We start from the raw sequence: 20,022 nt of genomic DNA, 5'->3' as shown, positions 1-20,022 counted from the left end.
TAGGCGCCGGACGCCAGCGCCGTCACGGCCTTGACTCCGGCGCCGGCGGCGCTCAGCGCACGCGCCGGTCGTGCGCGAGGTCGATCAGGCGCGCAAGCACATCGCCGGAGCGCAGGCCGTTGTGCTCGTGCTCGCTCGTCGCCCACGTGCGCACGCCGGGCAGCAGGCGCGCGGTCTCCATCGAGAACTCGTAGGGCACGTAGACATCGTTGACGTAGACGGCGGCTGCGCCGACGGCTCCGGATGCCTGCACGGCGGCCGCGTCGTAGATCGTCGGCCATTCATGCTCGGCCAGAGCCAGCGCGACGTCGCGCCAGGGGCGGAAGGCGGGAACCGTCTCGGTCCAGTCACGGCGGATGTGCTCGCCGGTGAACAGCGTCGGATCAGCCGCGAAGTCCGCCGGCTCGACGCGCTCCGCCGACCAGCGAGTGGCATGGCCGGAGGCGTAACTGGACTCGTGGAACACGAAGTACAGCGGGTTGCGCCCGTCGTACGGCATCGCGGCGGCCAGGTCGTAGCGGAAGGCATTCGAGGTGGGATCGAGCTCCAGCAGCGACCACAGCGACTGCCAGCCGTCGTTCGTGCCCAGGGCGGAGCCCGCCGAGCGCAGCCTCGACAGCGAGACCACCTCGCCGTCCGGCAGGGTGAGGTCACCGGCGGTGGCCAGGTCGGCGAGCCGGCGCATCCGGTCGCGGTGCTGCGGGAAGCGGCGGTAGTACCTCTCGGATGCCTCGCGCATCTTGTCGTAGCACAGGGCGTACACCTCGTCGGGCGTGCGGTCGAGGGTGCTCAGGCCACCGGTGATGTAGACCCGCTCGAGCGATGACGCGTCGGTCGACAGGTAGGCGAGGGTCGTGAAACCGCCGAACGACTGCCCGAGCACGTTCCAGCGCTCCGCGCCGAGGTGCTGTCGGAACGCCTCGCAGTCGCGCACGATGGCATCCGCGCGCAGGTGAGTGAGGTGCTCGGCGACCGCCTCGGCGCCGCGCGCCAGGTCTTGATCGCCCACCGGCGTCGAGCGCCCCGTGCCGCGCTGGTCGAGCAGCACGACGCGGTGCTCAGCGAGAGCGGCGTCCAGCCACGACGGACTCGACGGCGAATGGAACGGGCGAGGTGCCTCGTGGCCGGGCCCGCCCTGCAGGAACACCAGGTAGGGCAGGTTCTCGCCGCCCTCACGGCTCACGACGGCGGCGAACACGTCGATCGTGCGCGTGTCGGCGGCGTCGCCCCACACCAGGGGCAGGGTGAGCGTGTGCTCTTCCACGGTGAGGTCCTGCATGCGCCGGACAGTGGTCTTGGCGGTGGTGGTGGCGGTCATCACATCACGTTCCCTATGTACGAGTACTTCACGAACACCTCCGTGGCGATGCCGGACTCCTCCAGCACCCCCTGAAGCGCCGTCATCATGTAGTGCGAATCCCAGCCCATGTAGAGGAAGTGCGACTCGTCGAACTCATCCCACTGACCCTTCCACGCCATCTCGCTGTAAAGCGGACCGCCGTGCTTCGCGCTGTACGACAGGGCGGCGGCGCGGTCGTCGGTCCACGCGCGGCGGAAGATGCGGTTGAACAGAGCGCGAACGTCCTTGATCTCCCAGTGCTCGCCGCGGTACTCGCAGTAGTCGAACTCGCGATCCCACCCGGCCGGCCAGCCCCGGCGACGCACCGCGTCGAGCACCGGGGTCAACCCGTCGTCGTCGATCTCGCCCACATCCGGGCGCCCCCAGATCCTCAGCAGCTCCGCGGTCAGCCGCACCGTGCGTGCCGCGATCGCCGCGGTGTTCCACGCCGGGATCTCGGCCAGCTCCCTGGTGGCCGAGATCGAGCTGCGGGCGTAGGCCAGGTCGCGCTTCTCGGGGAACGATGCTCCGAAGACGCGCAGGGTGAGCGAATCCTCCAGCAGCGTGAGGTTGCCGAGCGTCGGCGTCAGTGCGCGGTGTGCGTTCTGCTCGTCTTCGCTGTACTCGTTCCACGGCCGGGTGCCGTCGCCGCTCCAGGTGGTGGCCGGAACGGGCGGGACGATGGTCTCCACGTCGAAGTCGGTCAGGTCCTCGACGCCCTCGATCCGCCCGAGCACGTACGCGGGGTGCGGCAGCTCGCCGTATTTCAGCACGGCGCTCACCCGCTCGTCGGACGGCGTGATGCGGCCGATCGCGCGCATCAGCGCGTCGTGACCTTCGGTGCGAGCACGGCACAGCCGCGCGATCAGCCGATCGGTGGGCAGTCCCACGATCGCGCGGCGCAGGAACAGCGCCTGCACCCACTCCAGCACGTCGATGAGCTGCTCTCGGGGGACGGCGCCGCGGCGGTAGTCCCCGTAGGCGCTCATCACCAGCGGATACGAGGTGCGCCCGAAGGTGTTCAGCAGCTGCATCTGGAGCCGGAGGCCGGCATCCGGCTCGCGAGAGGGGTCGAGCAGGATGCCGTAGATCTCGGCGTACTCGCGCCAGACCGACGCATCGGCGCGGAGATGCTCGACATCGAGCCGGGGGAACGATCCGCGGAACGCCGCGTACACGCCGTGCTCACCCGCCGCGTCGATCTCACGCCCGGTGGTCATCACGAGGAAGTGGCGCCAGAAGGCTCCGATCGTCTCGCCGGTGTGCTGCTCGATGGGGAGCCAGAACTCGCGCTCGATGCGCAGCTGCTCGGCGTGCGAGAGACCCATCAGGATGTAGTTGTGGATCAGCTCGTGGTCGCGCAGCGGCTGCCCGGTCGAGTTCAGGCTCTCGAAGATCTGCTGGGCGCTGGCGTGGGGACCGAGGGTGATCGACACATGCTCGAGACGCTGCAGGCCGCGCCAGATGGCGGGCGCCTCATCGGCGTGGACCTGGCTGCGGAAGAAGGCGTAGTTGTCGTCGAAGCGGGACTCGCGGTCCGCGCCATGACGTCGGTCCAGCACGACCGACTCGTAGAGTCCGGCCCACGCGTCGTGCGGGCGCAGCTTCGTGCGCGCGGGATCGTCGGCCCGCACGAGCACCCGCTGCAGCTCGGCCGCGAATGACGGGTCGCTCTCGCGGACGGTGTGGTGCAGAGCGGCGATGAGCAGCATGATCGTGGTGATCCGCTGCTGCCCGTCGATGAGGATCAGATCGTCATCCTCCGCATCCGCACCCGCGGCGCCGGGCGCGGCGTCCCGGCCCGACAGGATCGAGCCGATGAAGTGCCGGTGACCGTCATCCTCACCGGCCACTGCCCGGATGTCGGAGAGCAGCTTCTCGCAGCCGCCGATGTCCCATCGGTACTGGCGCTGATAGACCGGGACGACGATGTTGGTCGTCGGAGCGGAGAGCCACTCGATCGTTCCCGTCGCGTGCGCTTCGACATTGGTCGCCGTTGCCATGGCTGCGTGATTCCTCCGGATGGCGGGGTGACTGTCCGCCGGATCGAGTCTAGTCCGGGGCCGTTTTCTCCGGCCGAGCCGCCGGGGTGCGTCCAGGACCCGGATGTAGGCTTGCCTAAGTAGGGCCTGTTAAAACGTGCTGGCCCATTACGAAAGGACATGACTCAGATCATGGGATACATCAAGTCCGCAGCCCTCGAAGACAAGGGATTCGTCATCCTCGACAGCTACGGCGGGGAGATGGACCCGAAGGAATGGCTCGACATCGAGTATGTCGACTGGAAGTCCTCGGGCGACACCCGCTTCTCGCCTCTCGCCAGCGCCAAGGGCGAGATCGAGTGCAACGGCTTCTGGAACCACAAGCCGCCGCGCACCGACAAGGACGGCGTCTGGATCGACTCGCAGACCGCGATCGCCCCGACCCTGACGGCCCGCGCCAAGGAGCCGGGTGCCAACGTCGGTCGCTGCCGCGTCATCGAGCTGCAGCCGACCCCGTACGGCGAGTGCCTCTACAACCTGCACCAGGACGACAATAACCGTCTCAACCCCGACGGCACGGGCTGGGTCGTGCGCGGGTTCTTCAACCTCACCGACGACAAGGACAGCTATTTCGTCCTGCGTGAGAACCGCACCGACCCGAGCGTCGAGTACCGCATCGCCCTTCCGGCGGGTGCTCAGCTCATCGTCGACACCCAGCGTCTGTGGCACGCCACCACGCACAACGGCACCGAGCCCCGCTACTGCCTGATCACCTCGTGGGAGTCGGGCCCCGAGCTCGACGCCTACATCGAGAAGTACAACGGCACCGACCAGCACGAGCAGGTCGAGGTCGCGCAGGACGTGCTCGAGGCCGGCTACGCCGAGCAGGCCCGTCGCGATGCCGCTCGCGCTGCCTACTACGCCGCGAAGGGCCAGCAGGCCAAGCTTGCGATGAGCGAGGCGTAACCCTTCGACAGGCTCAGGGACCGCCCTTCGACAGGCTCAGGGACCGGCCTTCGACAGGCTCACACCAGGACGGCCCCGGTCATCACGACCGGGGCCGTCCTGGCATCCGGAATGACAAGCTTGTGATTCGTGCTGTTCTGGGCGATAATCGCGGTACAACCGCATAGTTCGCCGCATCTTCGGATCAGGTCGTAGGGGAAGACGTACCTGATGAAACGGAGAGATCATGGCGACGGGATACGCACGCGGAGTGGTGTTCATCCACTCCGCTCCACGCGCGCTCTGCCCGCACCTCGAATGGGCGGTGGGACGCGCTATCGGTCGTGCCGTCAACTTCGAGTGGAGTGACCAGCCTGTGCAGCAGGGCACCCGCCGGGCGGAGTTCTACTGGGACGCGCCGGCCGGGACCGGCGCGGCGCTCGCGACGGCGATCCGCGGCTGGGAGCACCTCCGATTCGAGGTGTCGGAGGATCCGACGCCGGGCAGCGAGGGTGGTCGGTGGCTGCACACGCCCGATCTCGGCATCCACTACGCCCAGACCGATTCGGCGGGCAACATCGTCATCGGCGAGGACCGGATCCGCTACGCGATGGAGATCGCCGCGGGCAACGTGGCCGAGCTGCAGCGCGAACTCGACGTGGCTCTCGGCTCGGCCTGGGACGAGGAGCTCGAGCCGTTCCGGCATGCCGGCGACGACACGCACGTCGTCTGGCTGCACAAGGTCGGGTAGCCGCAGGCGCCGCGGCAACCGAAAGGACGTGCGGTGGAGGCGCGAGTAGCGGGATCCGGTGGTCGCACCCGGAGACCGGGAAAGCGAATCCCACGCATCAGGATGAAGCCCCCGCCGGGGAAGGCGGGGGCTTCGTCGCGAGTGCGGGGCGAGGTCGGCCGTCAGGCGCTGCGGAACGCGACGACCGCGTTGTGCCCGCCGAAGCCGAACGAGTTGCTGATCCCCAGCAGCTCGCCGTCGCCGAGCGGCTGCGGCGACGTCGAGAGCTTGAACGGCACAGCCGGGTCGGGCTCGGTCATGTTGATCGTCGGGGGAGCGACGCGGTCGCGCAGCGCGAGGATGGTGAACACGGCCTCGAGTGCTCCGGTGCCGCCGAGCAGGTGCCCGGTCGACGCCTTGGTCGCCGAGACCGGAATCTCGTCGACCCGGTCGCCGAACACGCGCTTGAGCGCCACATACTCGTTGGGGTCGCCGACGGGGGTGGAGGTCGCATGCGCGTTGATGTGCGCGACCTCATCGGGCGACGCGCCCGCCTGGGCGAGAGCCGCTTCGACGGCGCGTGCGGCACCCGTGCCCTCGGGGTCGTTTCCGGTGATGTGGTACGAGTCGGCTGTCACGCCGCCACCCACGACGTACGCGTAGATCTTCGCGCCGCGGGCCTTGGCGTGCTCCTCGGTCTCGAGCACGAGGGCCGCACCGCCCTCGCCCATCACGAAGCCGTCCCGGTCGATCGCGCCGGGCCGGGATGCCGTCGCCGGGTCGTCGTTGCGCCGTGAGAGCGCCTGTGCCGAGGCGAACGACGCCATGGTGATCGGGTGGATGGCCGACTCGGCGCCGCCCGCGATCACGACATCGGCGAGGCCGTCCTGCAGGTGGTCGTAGGCGTTCGCGATCGACTCGGTGCTCGACGCGCACGCGCTGACGACCGTGCGGGCGAACGCCCGCGCGTTGAAGTGCAGCGAGAGGTTGCCGGCGCCGGCATTCGGCATCAGCATGGGCACGGTCAGCGGCATGACGCGCCGCGGGCCCTTCTCACGCAGGGTGTCCCAGGCATCCAGCAGCGTCCAGACGCCGCCGATGCCGGTCGCCCAGTCGACACCCAGGCGGTCGGGGTCGACCTCGGGGGCGCCCGCATCCTCCCACGCCTCGCGCGCCGCGATCATCGCGAACTGCGTCGAGGGGTCGAGTCGCTTCGCCTCGTGACGAGGCAGCACCTCCTCGGGGCGGACGATGGCCTCCGCGGCGAAGTGCACGGGGATCTGGTACTTCTCGATCCAGTCGTGCGGCAGCGTGCGGGTGCCGGACTGGCCTGCGAGCAGGTTCGCCCAGTTCTCGGGAGCCGTGCCGCCCAGAGCGGACGTGGCGCCGATGCCGGTGACGACGATGCGCTTGGTCATGGGAGTCCTTCGTGAGGAGGGGTATCAGTGCATGTGGGTGCCACACCCCGCGGTCCGCGGGGGTGGCATCCGCGGGTCTTACTCCTGGCCGGCGACGATGAAGTTGACGGCGTCGGCGACGGTCTTCAGGTTCTTGACCTCGTCGTCGGGAATGGTGACGCCGAACTTCTCCTCGGCGTTGACGACGATCGTCATCATCGAGATCGAGTCGATGTCGAGGTCGTCGGTGAACGACTTCTCCATCGTGACCTCGGACGCGTCGATGCCCGTCTCGTCGGTGACAAGCTCAGCAAGGCCGGCGAGGACCTCGTCGTTGGTGAGAGCCATGGTGTTTCCTACTTTCTCGGAATGGGATGAACCGGTGAACAGTCTAGGGAAGGCGTGGGCCCGATCAGGGGAGCACGACCACCTGCGCGCCGAAGACCAGACCGGCGCCGAACCCGATCTGCAGTGCCAGACCGCCGCTCAGCTCCGGGTGCTCCTCGAGCAGGCGGTGCGTCGCGAGCGGGATCGAGGCGGCCGACGTGTTGCCGGTCGTCTCGATGTCGCGGGCGATGACGGTGGTCTCGGGCAGCTTCAGCTGCTTCGCGAACTCCTCGATGATGCGCAGGTTCGCCTGGTGCGGGATGAATGCCGCGAGGTCGGATGCCTCGATGCCGGCCCGCTCGAGCGCCTGTCGGGCGACCTTGGCCATCTCCCACACCGCCCAGCGGAAGACGCTCGGGCCCTCCTGGCGGAGGGTCGGCCAGGGCGCCTTGCCGTCGCGGAAGTCGGTGAGGGTGTGGTTCATGCCGACGAGGTCGGACTTCGAGCCGTCCGAGCCCCACACGGTCGCCGAGATGCCGGGCGTCTCGCTCGGGCCGATGACGACCGCCCCGGCGCCGTCACCGAGCAGGAAGGAGATGCTGCGGTCGGTCGGGTCGACGACGTCCGAGAGCTTCTCGGCGCCGATGACGACCGCGTGGCGGGCTGCTCCGGCGCGGATGAGCGCGTCTGCCTGCGCGACGGCGTACGCATATCCCGCGCATGCGGCGTTCATGTCGTACGCGGCGGCGGGAGTGGCGCCGATGCTGTCGGCGACGATAGCGGCGACGGACGGGGTCTGCTGCGGATTGCTGATCGTGGCGACGATGACGAGATCGATCTCGGCCGGATCGATGCCCGAACGCTCGACGGCCTCCTTCGCGGCGGCGGTGGAGAGGTCGACGGCGCTGGTCTCGGGAACCGCGCGGGTGCGGGTGATGATGCCGGTGCGCTGCCGGATCCACTCGTCGCTGGAGTCGATCGGGCCGATCAGGTCGTCGTTGGGGACGGCGTTCTCGCCGCGCGACGCGCCGACCGAGTAGATGCGCGTGTGCGCGGGGCCGGTGGCCTGCTTGAGGGTGCTCACGAGACTGCTCCGTTCTTCGATGACCCGCTCAGCAGCTCCACGGCTGCGTCGAGGTCGTCGGGGGTCTTCACTGCGACATTGGGGACGCCTCGCAGTCCGCGCTTCGCGAGACCGCTGAGCGCGCCGGCGGGGGCGACCTCGATGAACCCGGTGATGCCTGCAGCGGCGAAGGCCTCCATGCAGAGGTCCCAGCGCACCGGGGACGACACCTGGGTCACGATGCGGTCGAGGGCGTCCTGCCCGTCGCCCACGACGGCGCCATCCCGGTTCGACCAGAGCGTCACGGTCGGGTCGGTCGTCGAGATGTCCGACACGGCAGCACGCAGCGCATCGACGGCAGGAGCCATGTACGAGGTGTGGAACGCGCCGGCGACCTGCAGCGGCATGACCCGCACGCCTCGCGGAGCCCGCTCGGCGAGCTGCGCGAGCGCGGGCAGCGCACCTGCGGCGACGATCTGGCCGGCGACGTTGTAGTTCGCGGGGGTGAGCTCCAGCTCGTCGAGCAGCGCGAGCACCTCTTCGGCGTCGCCGCCGAGCACCGCGCTCATGCCCGTGGGCGTGTGAGCTGCGGCATCCGCCATCGCGCGTCCGCGCACACCGACCAGGCGCATCGCGTCGTCGGCAACGAGCACCTCGGCGCCGACCAGGGCGGCGAGCTCACCAACCGAGTGGCCGGCGACGCCGTCGGGGCGGCGTCCAGCGCGCCGGGTCAGCTGCTCGGCGGCGATCAGCGAGGCCGCGACGATGAGCGGCTGCGCGATGCGCGTGTCGCGGATGGTGTCGGCATCCGATTCGGTGCCGTGCGCGATCAGATCCACTTCGGCCGCCTCGGAGTACGCGGCGAGCTGCTCGGCGACGCCGTCCAGCTCGAGCCAGGGGGCGAGGAAGCCAGGAGTCTGAGAGCCCTGTCCGGGCGAGGCGACGACGATCACCACACTAGTCTGCCAACGATCGGCCGAGGGTGGTGGATGAAACATCACAACAATCGGCGAATCGATTGTGCGTGGCGCACATCTTCGGCGCCGGAGGGGCCGTGGCGTTGGCGCGACGGGTCAGCGACGGCGGGTCACGGCGCGTCGCCGTGCAGGCTCCGCGGTCCCGATCGATCCGAGGATCAGCGCCGTCTGCAGGATGAGCGCCTCCCGGGGGCCCGTCGCGTCCCAGCCGATCACCTCGGTCACGCGCTTGAGCCGGTATCGCACCGTGTTCGGATGCACGAACAGCTCGCGCGCCGTCGCCTCGAGTGATCGGCCGTTGTCGAGGTAGCTCCACAGCGTGGTCACCAGGTCGGTGGAATGCGCCTCGAGGGGGCGGAAGATGCGTTCGATCAGCGTCTGCTTCGCCAGAGTGTCGCCCGCCAGGGCGCGCTCCGGCAGCAGGTCGTCGGCCTCGACCGGCCGCGGTGCGCTTCGCCAGGCGCGGGCGACGGCGAAGCCCGCGAGCGCCGCGCGGGCACTCTGGCCGGCGTCGACGAGTGCGGTCACGGGCGGGCCGAGCACGACGTACCCGGGGCCGAAGGACGGCTCCAGGCGCTGTGCGATCTCGCTGAACGGCAGCTCCTCTGGTTCGTCATCCTTGCCTGCCACGCGGGCGCGCCCGATCACGAGCACGAGTCTCGATCCCTGTACGCCGATCAGCACGTCGACCGACATGCGCCGGGCGGTGCGTCTGACGAGGTCGACGTCGAACTGCGGGGGAGTGGTGCCGACGATGACGCTGACCTCGCCGTGGCCGTGCCACCCGAGGGCGGCGATCCGGCTGGGCAGCTCCTCGTCGGCCTCGCCCGTGAGGATCGAGTCCACGACGAGGGCTTCGAGCCGGGCATCCCACAGTCCCCGAGCCTCGGCGGCACGGGCGTACACGTCGGCCGACGCGAACGCGACGTCGCGCGAGTAGAGCAGGATCGCCTCGCGGAGATCCTCGCCGCGCCCCGCGACGCGCTCCTCGGTGACCTCGACCGTGACGCGGATCAGCTGGAGGGTCTGCTGCAGGCTGACGCTGCGCAGCAGCTCACGAGGGGCGGCCGCGAAGATGTCGGCGGCGATCCAGGGGGTCGACGTCGGATCCTCGTACCACTGGATGAACGACGTGATCCCGGCCTGGGCCACCAGCCCGACGGCGGAGCGTCGGGCCGGTGGCATGTCGGCGTACCAGGGCAGGGTGTCCTCGAGCCGCTTGATCGTCACCGTCGCGATGTCACCGGAGATCCGGCGCAGCCAGGCGAGCGTCGCGGCCTTGTCCATGGCCTGCTGGGAGGTACTGCTCACAGGTTCAGCTCTCGCCGCCTGCGTTCCCGCTGGTGCCGGCGTTCACATCGAACAGGCGGTACTTCTCGATCGCCTGGCCGATGACCGAGCGGTCGATCTTGCCCTCGTCCGCCAGCGCCTGCAGAGTGCGCACGACCATCGAGGGGCCGTCGATCTTGAAGAAGCGACGCGCGGCGGCACGGGTGTCCGAGAAGCCGAAGCCGTCTGCGCCCAGCGTGTAGTACGGGTTGGGCACCCACGGACGGATCTGGTCCTGCACGGCGTGCATGAAGTCGCTGACCGCGACGACCGGGCCCTCTGCTCCCTGCAGCTTCTGCGTGAGGTAGGCGGTCTGCGGCTCCTCCTCGGGGTGCAGGAAGTTGTGCTCGTCGACCGCGAGACCGTCGTGGCGCAGCTCGCTCCACGAGGTGACCGACCACACATCCGCGCTGACGCCCCAGTCCTGCTGGAGCAGCTCCTGGGCCTCCAGGGCCCACGGCACACCGACGCCGGAGGCGAACAGCTGCGCCTTGTGGCCCTCGCCCGTGCCGGGCTTGATGCGGTGGATGCCGCGGACGATGCCGTCGATGTCCGCATCCTCCGGCTCGGCCGGCTGCACGAGCGGCTCGTTGTAGACCGTGATGTAGTACATGACATCGGGGTGGGGGTGCGATCCGCCGTACATCCGCTCCAGACCCGAGCGCACGATGTGCGCGATCTCGTAGCCGTACGCGGGGTCGTACGAGACCGTCGCCGGGTTGGTGGATGCCAGCAGCGGCGAGTGTCCGTCGGCGTGCTGCAGGCCTTCGCCCGTGAGCGTCGTGCGTCCGGCCGTGGCGCCGATGATGAAGCCGCGTGCCATCTGGTCGCCGGCCGCCCACAGCGCATCTCCCGTGCGCTGGTACCCGAACATCGAGTAGAAGATGTAGATCGGGATGAGCGGCTCGCCCTGGGTGGAGTACGACGTGCCGGCGGCGGTGAACGCCGCCACGGCGCCGGCCTCGTTGATGCCGACGTGCACGATCTGGCCCTGCGGGCTCTCCTTGTAGGCGAGCAGCAGCTGCCGGTCGACGGAGGTGTAGTGCTGGCCGTTCGGGTTGTAGATCTTCGCCGTGGGGAAGTACGCGTCGATGCCGAACGTGCGCGCCTCGTCGGGGATGATCGGCACGATGCGGTTGCCGAAGTCCTTCGCCCGCAGCAGATCCTTGAGCAGGCGGACGAACGCCATCGTCGTGGCGATCTCCTGAGTGCCGGAGCCCTTGCGCGGCAGCGCGTAGGTCGACTCCTCGGGCAGCGTGATCGCGGTGTGCGCGGTGCGGCGCTCGGGGATCATGCCGCCCAGGTTGCGACGACGCTCCAGCATGTACTGGATGGTCTCGTCGTCCTTCCCAGGGTGGTAGTACGGAGGCAGGTACGGGTTCTCTTCCAGCTGGGCGTCCGTGATCGGGATCTGCATGGTGTCGCGGAACGTCTTGAGGTTGTCCAGCGTCATCTTCTTCATCTGGTGGGTTGCGTTGCGGCCCTCGAAGTGCGGTCCGAGACCGTAGCCCTTGACGGTCTTGGCGAGGATGACGGTCGGCTGGCCCTTGTGCTCCATCGCCGACTTGTAGGCCGCGTAGACCTTGCGGTAGTCGTGACCACCGCGGCGCAGGTGCCAGATCTCGTCGTCCGAGAGGTCCTTCACCAGGGCGGCGGCGCGCTCGTCGCGGCCGAAGAAGTTCTCCCGGATGTACGCGCCCGACTCGGCCTTGTACGTCTGGTAGTCGCCGTCCGGGGTGGCGTTCATGATGTTCAGCAGGGCGCCGTCGTCGTCGCGGGCGAGCAGGTCGTCCCACTCCCGGCCCCAGATGACCTTGATGACGTTCCATCCGGCGCCGCGGAAGAACGACTCGAGCTCCTGGATGATCTTGCCGTTGCCGCGCACCGGACCGTCGAGACGCTGCAGGTTGCAGTTGATCACGAAGGTGAGGTTGTCGAGGCCGTCGTTGGCGGCCACCTGCAGCTGCCCGCGGCTCTCGACCTCGTCCATCTCGCCGTCGCCCAGGAAGGCCCAGACGTGCTGGTCGCCGGTGTCCTTGATGCCGCGGTTGGTGAGGTACTTGTTCGACTGCGCCTGGTAGATGGCGTTGATCGGGCCGAGGCCCATCGAGACGGTCGGGAACTGCCAGTACTCGGGCATCGACCGCGGGTGCGGGTACGACGGAAGGGCGTGACCGGCGTGCGACTTCTCCTGCCGGAAGCCGTCCATGTCGGCCTCGCTCAGGCGCCCCTCGAGGAAGGAGCGGGCGTAGATGCCGGGGGAGGCGTGGCCCTGGATGAAGATCTGGTCGCCGCCGCTCGGGTGGTCCTGGCCACGGAAGAAGTGGTTGAAGCCGACCTCGTACAGCGACGCGGCGCCGGCGTAGGTGGAGATGTGCCCGCCGACCCCGATGCCGGGGCGCTGCGCGCGGTGCACCGTGATCGCCGCGTTCCAGCGGATCCAGTGGCGGTAGCGGCGCTCGATCTCCTCGTCGCCGGGGAACTCCGGCTCATTCGACGCGGCGATCGTGTTGATGTAGTCGGTGGTCGGCACCATCGGCACGCCGAGGTGACGCTCCTTCGAGCGCTTGAGGAGGCTGAGCATGATCTCCCGGCCGCGGCCGGGACCCTTCGCATCCACCAGCTCGTCGAGTGACTGCTGCCACTCGCCGGTCTCCTCTGGGTCGCTGTCCAGAGGTGCCTGGGAGTACGGATCCTGATCGTGGACGGTCACGTGGAGCCTTTCGTCAAGCTGGCAGGTCGTGCCAAGGAACGGGATGCGGCGCGGGCAGACCTTGTCGGCACCGCACAACGCGCGCTGTGCTCAGCCTATATCCGTTCCGAAGACCGGTTCCGCAAATTCCGCACCGTAGAATAGGGGTACCAGGGCCTTTAGCTCAGCTGGTAGAGCGCCACGTTTACACCGTGGATGTCGTCGGTTCGATCCCGGCAGGGCCCACCGTCACCCGTCGCAGCTCATTCGTCGTCACCGCCGTCCGCGGGCGCGCCGCGTCACTGCTCCGATCAGCACCACTGCTGCCACCCACGGACCCGCGACGATGAGCGGATCCATCCACGTGTGCCGCACATCCAGGCGTCCCGTTCCGAACCGCGAGCTCAGGGGATGACGGCGCCGCTCGGCGAGCACTCCGGTCTGGGTCACCGGATTGTCGGGATGCGCGCTCACGAAAGAGCGCAGATGCGCCCCCCACGCCTCCGCCCGATCGCCCAGCACGAGCAGCAGCCACCGCGTGTTCTTCGTCTCGCCCAGCCGGTCGTACGCGAAGCGCCGGATCCGCCCGGATATGCCGTGCAGCGGCTGCGCGGTGCCGAACACCGGCGGCAGCATCATGTGCTCTATCGAGCGCTCACGCCGCTCGCCGCCCGGCTGGCGCTCGGGAAGGCGCCAATGCGCGCCGGTGTCGCCGATGTCGTCTCTCTGCTGCCAGGTGCGACGATGCTCCGGATCGGAGTCGGCGCCCCAGCCGGGGATCCTTTCGCGCAGCTCTTCGGCGCTCGGGCTGCGGTTCGGCTTCGCGGCTTCGTACGGCATGGTCATTCCTCTCCGACGACGATGATGGGCTTGATGCAGCCGTCGAGCTTCGATGAGAAGACGTGATACGCCTCACCGATGTCCTCGAGGGGGAAGCGATGCGTCAGCAGCTCGCCGGGACGCAGGTGTCCGGAGCGGATGTGCTCCAGCAGCCGCGGCCATTGACGTGCCACGGGGGCCTGGTTGGCTCGCAGGGTGAGGCCCTTGTTGACCACGTCTCCGAATCGCACCGCAGACACCAGCGGCCCGTAGGCGCCGATCACCGATACCGTGCCGCCCTTGCGTGCTGAATCGATGGCCCAGTTCAGCGCGACGGGCGAGCCGCCCTGCAGCTTCAGCTTGGTGCCGGTGACGTGCTGCAGCACGCTCCCGTCGGCCTCTGCTCCGACGGCGTCGATGACGACGTCCGCACCGAGGCCGTCGGTGGCCCTCTTCAGCGCCAGCACGATGTCCTTGTGCTCGGCGAGGTGCATCGTCTCCGCATAGGCGAAGTCGCGCGCCTTCTCGAGGCGATGCTGGATGTGGTCGATGACGATCACCCGTCCGGCACCCAGGAACCACGCCGAGCGCGCTGCGGAGAGACCGACCGGCCCTGCGCCGAACACGACGACCGTGTCGCGCTCGGCGATGTCGCCGAGCTGCGCCCCGAAGTATCCGGTCGAGAACGCATCGGTGAGCATGAGGGCATCCTCGGCCGAGAGCCAGTCCGGGACCGGCTTGGGACCCACGTCCGCGAAGGGAACGCGGACGTACTCCGCCTGGCCGCCGTCGTATCCGCCGGCGGTGTGCGAGTAGCCGTAGATCCCGCCGACAGCGGTCGCGTTCGGGTTGACGTTGTGGCAGTTGGAGAACAGGCCGCGCGAGCAGAAGTAGCAGGACCCGCAGTAGATGTTGAACGGCACCATGACGCGGTCTCCCGGTGCGAGGTTCTGCACGCCGGAACCGACCTCGTGGACCACCCCGACGATCTCGTGACCGAACGTGTGACCGATGCGGGTGTCGGGGATCATGCCGTGGTAGAGGTGCAGATCCGAGCCGCAGACGCCGGCATGCGTGACCCGCACGATGGCGTCACCGGGATGCTCGAGCGCCGGAATCGGCTTGTCGGCGACCTGGATCTTGTACGGGCCTCGGTAGGTCATCGCGCGCATCGGTTCTCCTCCGTGCCCGAGGTGCCACCGAACCCTGTCGCGCCCGTATGTCGGACCCGATGCGGCGGCGACGAGCACGGGCAACGCTAGGCGGCTGGTTCACCACCCGGTGAGGGCGTTGACCGTGGCGTGCTGACGTTCTATGGTGCGGCGGCTGAGGTCAGTCCTTGAACGTCTGGCCGGGATATGCGTCGCGCAGCAGAGCGAGTGCGTCATCCTGCAGGGCCTGCGTGTCCGTACGCAGACGGGCCGCTTCCGCCTCGGCGAGCTCGAGCTCGGCCCGGCGGGCGTGGTGTTCGCCCCGGATGCGGTTCAGATCGTCATCGCGATATGCGATCGACTCCTCCCACGACATCGTGAGCGGTTCGCCGTTCGTCGGTGTGAGAGTGACCCGCCACCGCGCTCTCTCTTCCGGCGGCGTCGCATCGAACTCCGCCTGATCATCGGCGAATCGTGCGGCGGCTTCGGAGAGGGCACGGGTGTCGGCCTCCAGCTGAGCACGCGTCTGCGCGTTCGCCTGCTCGGCTGCCGCCAGCTCCTCCCACGCGCGGGCAACCGCCGCCCGCACGTCATCGAGCACAGCCACAGCTCGCCGGTGCGTTTCGACGAGTGCGGCGCGATCGGCGATCGTGCGCGCGTAGATCTCCTCCAGCTCGGTGGGGAACCCGGCGTTGGGGTGCACCTGCGAGCCGAGGTAGGCGAACTGCTCGGCCGCCCTCTTCTCCTCGTCGCCGTCCATGGAGGCGGCGATCTGGTCGTGAACGAGGTCGTCCGACGGGACGCGAGCTGTCGCGGACGCCACCAGCTCGGCGACGTGCGCCTTCTCCTCTGTGGACATGCGCGCGTGCACGGCGTGCAGCAGCTCATGGGCAGCCGTCGTGACCACCGATTGGGCGAGGCGCTCGTCGGCCGGGCGGTAGATGAAGATCCGATCCTGCGCGCGAGACTGCGCGAGACCGCTGAAACAGCCGAGTGTGGATTCCTCGCCGCGGTCGTGGGAATCGTCTCCGCAGAGCTCGGCGATCTCGTCGGCGTCGGCGTATCGCGGCTGCGTGAAGGCGAAGATCTCCCGACCCTCCGCTGTCAGCATCATGCGATCGGCGAGGTCGGCGAACTCGGCGGTCAACGGGGGAGCGGGGGCGGCGAGCGCCGGGAAGATCCGCGTGAGCAGCGGCTCGTCGGCGTTAGAGTCCTCCGACATCAGCCACAGGCCGCCCACGGTGACCAGCGCCAGCACGACGAGCACCGCTGCGGTGCTGATCAGCCCGACGACGGACCGCCGTCTGCCGAGCGCGCTGCCACGCACGGGCGGCTGCTCGAAGAACGTCATGTCCGCTTCGCCGAGGCGACTCGGCGCGGCAGCTCGAAGAGCGGGCTCACGGGCATCCCGATCTCACATCTCCTCGTGCGTGGCCGGGTCGGCGTCGAAGAGGCGACCGTCGGCACGACCGAGCCCGGTGATCGCGTCAACTTCGGCGGCGTCGAGCACGACCGATGCCGCCTCGAGGTTGGTGCGCTGATGCTCGGGCGAGGATGCCTTCGGAATCGACACGGTGCCGCGAGCGACATGCCAGGCGATGATGGTCTGCACGGGGGAGATGCCGTGTCGCTCGGCGATCTCGACGATGACCGGCTCGTCGAGAACCTGCTGCGCACGCCCGAGCGGCGACCACGCCTCGGTCAGGATGCCGCGGTCGGCATGGAACGCGAGCGCCTCCTCCTGAGGGAAGTACGGGTGCACCTCGATCTGATTCACGACCGGGCGGACGCCTGACGCCGACTCGATCCGCTCGAGGTGCTCGGGAAGGAAGTTGGACACGCCGATCTGGCGCACGGTTCCGCGCTGCTGCGCGTCGACAAGGCCCTGCCAGGCCTGCTCGTACCGGCCGGTGATCGGATTGGGCCAGTGGATGAGGTGCAGGTCGGTCACGTCCAGTCCGAGACGGAACCGGCTCTCCTCGATGCTGGTGCGCGCCTTGCCGGATTCGTGGTGCCTGCCGGGCAGCTTGGTGGTGACGATGAGATCGGAACGGTCGACTCCGGATGCGCGAACTCCGGCGCCCACGGCGCCCTCGTTCTCGTAGTTGAAGGCCGAGTCGATCAGGCGGTAGCCGAGCCCGATCGCCGAGGCGACCGACTGCGCACCGGCTTCCCCGTTCAGCCGGTAGGTGCCCAGCCCCACTGCGGGCAGCTGGAATCCGTTGTGGGCGGTGAAGACGGGAACAGTGGTCATGGTGGTCCTCCGGGTCGTCGGTCACGCCCAGCCTAGGGAAGAACACCTAGGGCCGGGCCTGCGCCGTGCTCGCGTGTCAGCATGGAGGCATGTCGACACCCGCGAGCGATCAGCGATGCCCCTGCACCAGCGGAGACGTGTTCGGCTCGTGCTGCGGCCCGGTGCTGGCATCCGGTTCGGCGCCGACCGCCGTGCGGCTGATGCGCTCCCGGTTCACGGCGTTCGCGATCGGCGACGACGCGCATCTGCTGCGCACCTGGCATCCGTCCACGCGTCCCGACCGGCTCGACCTCGATGACGGCATCCGGTGGCAGCGCCTCGACATCCTCGATCAGGAGGACGGCGGTCCGTTCGACGATCGCGGTGTGGTCGAGTTCGAGGCGTTCTACCGTGACGACAAGGGGCGCGGCACGCTGCACGAGCGCAGCCGCTTCGTGCGCGAGAACCGGCTCTGGCTCTACATCGACGGTGTCACCGGCAACGGCTAGATTTGAGGAGTGAAAGCCAGCCCCGAGCACCAGCGCCGCCTCCTCGACATCGCCGACCTCGATCGGAAGATCGCGCAGGCCGAGCGCGCCCGCACCACCCCCGCGCAGGGTGCCCGCATCAATGAGCTCGCGGCCCTGCGCCAGCAGCAGCTGGGCGAGCTGACCGGGCTCACCGGGGCGCTCGACGATGCGAACGCCGAGCTCGCGCGCCTGGAATCCGATGTCGCCCTCGCCGCGCACCGGCGCGACAGGGATGCGGAGCGGCTTGCCGCGGCGACCGATCCGAAGCAGGCGCAGGCGCTCGAGAACGAGATCGAGAGCCTCGGTCGGCGCATCAGCATGCTCGAGGATTCCGAGCTCGAGGTGATGGCGCGCGTCGAAGAGGCACAGGCGTCCGTCGACGCGCAGCAGGCGCTGCTCGACCAGACCCAGTCCGAGGGGGCGCAGCTGACCGCTGCCGCCAAGGCCGACATGGCTGCCGCAGCGACCGAGGGCGAGCACCTCGCCCGCGATCGTGCGGCTCTTGCCGCGAGCATCCCCGCGGAGCTGCTCGCCGAGTACACCCGCCGCGCCGCACGCGGTGGCATCGGCGTGGGTCTGCTGCGCCGCGGCATCTGCGAGGGCTGCCAGATGGTGCTGGCCGGCATCGAGCTGAATGCGGTGCGCAACGCCCCCGCCGATGAGGTGCTCTCGTGCCCCGAGTGCGGCGGCATCCTCGTGCGCACCGAGGAGTCCGGTCTGTGATGATCCTTCCCGGCCTCGGCGACGGAGCCGATGTCGGACGCGGGTGATAGACCGGATGCTGTGACTTCAGCTGCCGGGCCGCCGCATGCCCTGGTGGCGCGAGCACCGAGCGGCCGATGGGTCATCGCGCTGCACGCGGACGTCGATGCCGCTGCGGTGATCACCGAGGTCTCGGAGCGCGATCTCGTCCCGCAGATGCGCGAGCTCGAGCAGCGCCTCTCGCCGCGCTGGACGGTGCGGAGCCTGCGCACCTTCTACCCTCCGCTGCTCGCCGCAGGGGTGCGGGTGCGACGGGCGCACGACCTGCTGCTCTGTCATGCGATCCTGCGGGACACCGCATCGCTGTCGCATCCGCTGCCCCCATCGGGCCGCTGGCTGCGGGCCGATGGCATCGAGGACGCCTCCGCGCAGCCGAGTCTGTTCGACGCGAGCGCGGTGAGCGCCGAACGCGACGATGGCATCGATGAGGTGCGCGCGCAGTGGCGAGGCCAGCTGACCGCCTTGGCCTCCGCACCCGACTCCCGCCTCGCGCTGCTGTGCGCCGCTGAATCGACCGGAGCCCTCATCGCGGAGGAGATGACGGCCGCCGGTCTGCCCTGGAGCACGGCCAAGCACCACGGCATCCTCGAGCAGCAGCTCGGGCCCCGTCCGCTGCGCGGCGCGCGACCCGCGCGCATGGCGGTGCTCGCCGCCGAGATCGGGCGCTGTCTTGAGGACCCGACCCTGAACCCCGACAGCCCGCCCCGTCTGCTGCGGGCGCTGCACCGTGCCGGCGTGTTCGTCGACTCCACGTCGCGCTGGGAGCTGTCGCGCGTCGAGCATCCGGTGGTCGCACCGCTGCTGGAGTACAAGAAGCTCGCGCGGCTGTTCGCCGCGAACGGCTGGGCGTGGCTGGATGAATGGGTGCACGACGAGCGGTTCCGCCCGATCTACCTGACCGGCGGCGTGGTGACCGGGCGCTGGGCCTCGTCCGGTGGCGGAGCGCTGCAGATACCTCGCCAGCTGCGCGGCGCCGTCCGGGCCGACGCCGGCTGGACCCTCGTCGACGCGGACGTTGCTCAGCTCGAGCCGCGCATGCTCGCGGCCATGTCCCGCGACAGCGCGATGGTCGAGGCCGCGCGAGGGCGCGACCTGTACGAGGGCGTCGTGCGCTCCGGAGCGGTCGCAACGCGCGACGAGGCCAAGTACGCGGTTCTGGGAGCCATGTACGGCGCGACCACGGGCAAGAGCGGACAGCTCGTGCCGAGGCTGCGCACCGTGTATCCGCGTGCGATGGGGCTCGTCGACGCCGCCGCCCGAACCGGTGAGCAGGGCGGGGTGGTGAGCACGCTGCTCGGCCGCAGCTCGCCCCGGCCGGACGACGCGTGGCGCCTCGCCCAGACACGGGCCAGCGGACCCGACGCCGCGGGCGCCGAGGAGAGCCGGGCACGCAGCCGGGCACGAGATCGCGGCCGCTTCACCCGCAACTTCATCGTGCAGGGCACGGCCGCCGAGTGGGCGCTGCTGTGGCTCGCCGAGATCCGCCACCGCCTCATGGCGCTGCCACCGGCATCTGTGCCGGCGGCGGCATCCGGTCCGGTCTTCCGTGACCGCGCGCATCTCGCGTTCTTCCTGCACGATGAGGTGATCGTGCACGCCCCGATTGAACAGGCGGAGGCGGTCGCGGGCATCCTGCGAGATGCCGCGGATGCCGCCACCGCGCGGCTCTTCCCCGGATTCGCCATCGACGTCCCGCTCGACGTGCACATCGCGGAGGACGCGGCAAAGGGCGCGTAGAATCAAGGG

At 69.4% G+C, this 20,022-nt stretch carries 17 protein-coding genes and 1 tRNA gene; 6 read left to right on the top strand and 12 right to left on the bottom strand.

What is annotated here, in order from left to right; translation table 11 throughout:
- Nucleotides 1-52: 52 nt before the first annotated feature.
- Together ACIPV2_RS06310 and ACIPV2_RS06305 are read right to left on the bottom strand one after the other, a co-directional pair.
- Complete coding sequence (locus ACIPV2_RS06310; RefSeq protein ID WP_400839437.1) at nt 53-1,318, bottom strand: alpha/beta fold hydrolase; 1,266 nt, start codon at nt 1,316-1,318, stop codon at nt 53-55.
- Nucleotides 1,318-3,342, bottom strand: coding sequence for a DUF262 domain-containing protein (locus ACIPV2_RS06305; RefSeq protein ID WP_400839436.1), 2,025 nt, complete (start codon nt 3,340-3,342; stop codon nt 1,318-1,320). Before ACIPV2_RS06305 ends, ACIPV2_RS06310 begins: the two co-directional genes overlap by 1 nt.
- Before the next feature lie 171 nt (nt 3,343-3,513).
- Here ACIPV2_RS06305 and ACIPV2_RS06300 point away from each other — a divergent pair, with 171 nt between their 5' ends.
- Nucleotides 3,514-4,287 carry a hypothetical protein gene (locus tag ACIPV2_RS06300; protein WP_101186975.1) on the top strand — a complete coding sequence of 258 codons (774 nt, stop codon included), beginning with the start codon at nt 3,514-3,516 and terminating at the stop codon, nt 4,285-4,287.
- A gap of 226 nt (nt 4,288-4,513) precedes the next feature.
- Nucleotides 4,514-5,017 (top strand): DUF3145 domain-containing protein, encoded by a 504-nt coding sequence (locus ACIPV2_RS06295; protein WP_101186697.1) that lies wholly within the window; start codon nt 4,514-4,516, stop codon nt 5,015-5,017.
- Nucleotides 5,018-5,178: 161 nt separating this feature from the next.
- Here the strand turns inward: ACIPV2_RS06295 and ACIPV2_RS06290 are convergent, their stop codons facing one another.
- From ACIPV2_RS06290 to aceE, 6 genes are all read right to left on the bottom strand, one after another.
- Entirely contained in the window at nt 5,179-6,414 is a 1,236-nt protein-coding gene (locus tag ACIPV2_RS06290; protein WP_101186696.1) for a beta-ketoacyl synthase, read from the bottom strand.
- A gap of 78 nt (nt 6,415-6,492) precedes the next feature.
- Nucleotides 6,493-6,741: an acyl carrier protein gene (locus tag ACIPV2_RS06285; protein ID WP_071641880.1), complete on the bottom strand. Its 249-nt coding sequence runs from the start codon at nt 6,739-6,741 to the stop codon at nt 6,493-6,495.
- A 64-nt stretch (nt 6,742-6,805) separates the two neighbouring features.
- On the bottom strand, nt 6,806-7,804 hold the full coding sequence (locus tag ACIPV2_RS06280) for a beta-ketoacyl-ACP synthase III (RefSeq protein ID WP_400839433.1): 999 nt from the start codon (nt 7,802-7,804) through the stop codon (nt 6,806-6,808).
- Nucleotides 7,801-8,736 (bottom strand): ACP S-malonyltransferase, encoded by a 936-nt coding sequence (locus tag ACIPV2_RS06275; protein ID WP_400839431.1) that lies wholly within the window; start codon nt 8,734-8,736, stop codon nt 7,801-7,803. Before ACIPV2_RS06275 ends, ACIPV2_RS06280 begins: the two co-directional genes overlap by 4 nt.
- A gap of 120 nt (nt 8,737-8,856) precedes the next feature.
- Entirely contained in the window at nt 8,857-10,047 is a 1,191-nt protein-coding gene (locus ACIPV2_RS06270; protein ID WP_400839942.1) for a PucR family transcriptional regulator, read from the bottom strand.
- A gap of 28 nt (nt 10,048-10,075) precedes the next feature.
- Nucleotides 10,076-12,802 (bottom strand): pyruvate dehydrogenase (acetyl-transferring), homodimeric type, encoded by a 2,727-nt coding sequence (gene aceE, locus ACIPV2_RS06265; RefSeq protein ID WP_400839429.1) that lies wholly within the window; start codon nt 12,800-12,802, stop codon nt 10,076-10,078.
- A 152-nt stretch (nt 12,803-12,954) separates the two neighbouring features.
- On the opposite strand from aceE, the gene ACIPV2_RS06260 reads away from it, so the two are divergent.
- Nucleotides 12,955-13,027 (top strand) — tRNA-Val (locus ACIPV2_RS06260).
- Between the two features lie 27 nt (nt 13,028-13,054).
- On the opposite strand, the gene ACIPV2_RS06255 is transcribed toward ACIPV2_RS06260, so the two are convergent.
- The 4 genes from ACIPV2_RS06255 to ACIPV2_RS06240 all read right to left on the bottom strand — a co-directional run bounded on the left by ACIPV2_RS06255 (nt 13,055) and on the right by ACIPV2_RS06240 (nt 17,005).
- Nucleotides 13,055-13,621 (bottom strand): hypothetical protein, encoded by a 567-nt coding sequence (locus ACIPV2_RS06255; protein ID WP_400839427.1) that lies wholly within the window; start codon nt 13,619-13,621, stop codon nt 13,055-13,057.
- A 2-nt stretch (nt 13,622-13,623) separates the two neighbouring features.
- Complete coding sequence (locus tag ACIPV2_RS06250) at nt 13,624-14,772, bottom strand: zinc-dependent alcohol dehydrogenase (RefSeq protein ID WP_400839425.1); 1,149 nt, start codon at nt 14,770-14,772, stop codon at nt 13,624-13,626.
- Nucleotides 14,773-14,932: 160 nt separating this feature from the next.
- Nucleotides 14,933-16,102, bottom strand: coding sequence for a hypothetical protein (locus tag ACIPV2_RS06245; RefSeq protein WP_400839423.1), 1,170 nt, complete (start codon nt 16,100-16,102; stop codon nt 14,933-14,935).
- A gap of 63 nt (nt 16,103-16,165) precedes the next feature.
- A complete protein-coding gene (locus ACIPV2_RS06240; RefSeq protein WP_400839421.1) occupies nt 16,166-17,005 on the bottom strand; it encodes an aldo/keto reductase in 840 nt (279 codons plus the stop codon).
- Between the two features lie 89 nt (nt 17,006-17,094).
- Between ACIPV2_RS06240 and ACIPV2_RS06235 the strand changes: the two genes are divergently transcribed.
- The 3 genes from ACIPV2_RS06235 to ACIPV2_RS06225 are packed head-to-tail and all read left to right on the top strand — an operon-like array spanning nt 17,095 to nt 20,013.
- Complete coding sequence (locus ACIPV2_RS06235) at nt 17,095-17,493, top strand: YchJ family protein (RefSeq protein WP_400839419.1); 399 nt, start codon at nt 17,095-17,097, stop codon at nt 17,491-17,493.
- A 9-nt stretch (nt 17,494-17,502) separates the two neighbouring features.
- A complete protein-coding gene (locus ACIPV2_RS06230; RefSeq protein ID WP_400839417.1) occupies nt 17,503-18,237 on the top strand; it encodes a zinc ribbon domain-containing protein in 735 nt (244 codons plus the stop codon).
- A gap of 30 nt (nt 18,238-18,267) precedes the next feature.
- Nucleotides 18,268-20,013: a bifunctional 3'-5' exonuclease/DNA polymerase gene (locus ACIPV2_RS06225; RefSeq protein ID WP_400839415.1), complete on the top strand. Its 1,746-nt coding sequence runs from the start codon at nt 18,268-18,270 to the stop codon at nt 20,011-20,013.
- Nucleotides 20,014-20,022 lie beyond the last annotated feature (9 nt).

The organism is Microbacterium sp. NPDC089987 (assembly GCF_044748505.1).
GTDB lineage: Bacteria > Actinomycetota > Actinomycetes > Actinomycetales > Microbacteriaceae > Microbacterium.
This window is presented reverse-complemented; position numbering and strand designations above follow the sequence as displayed.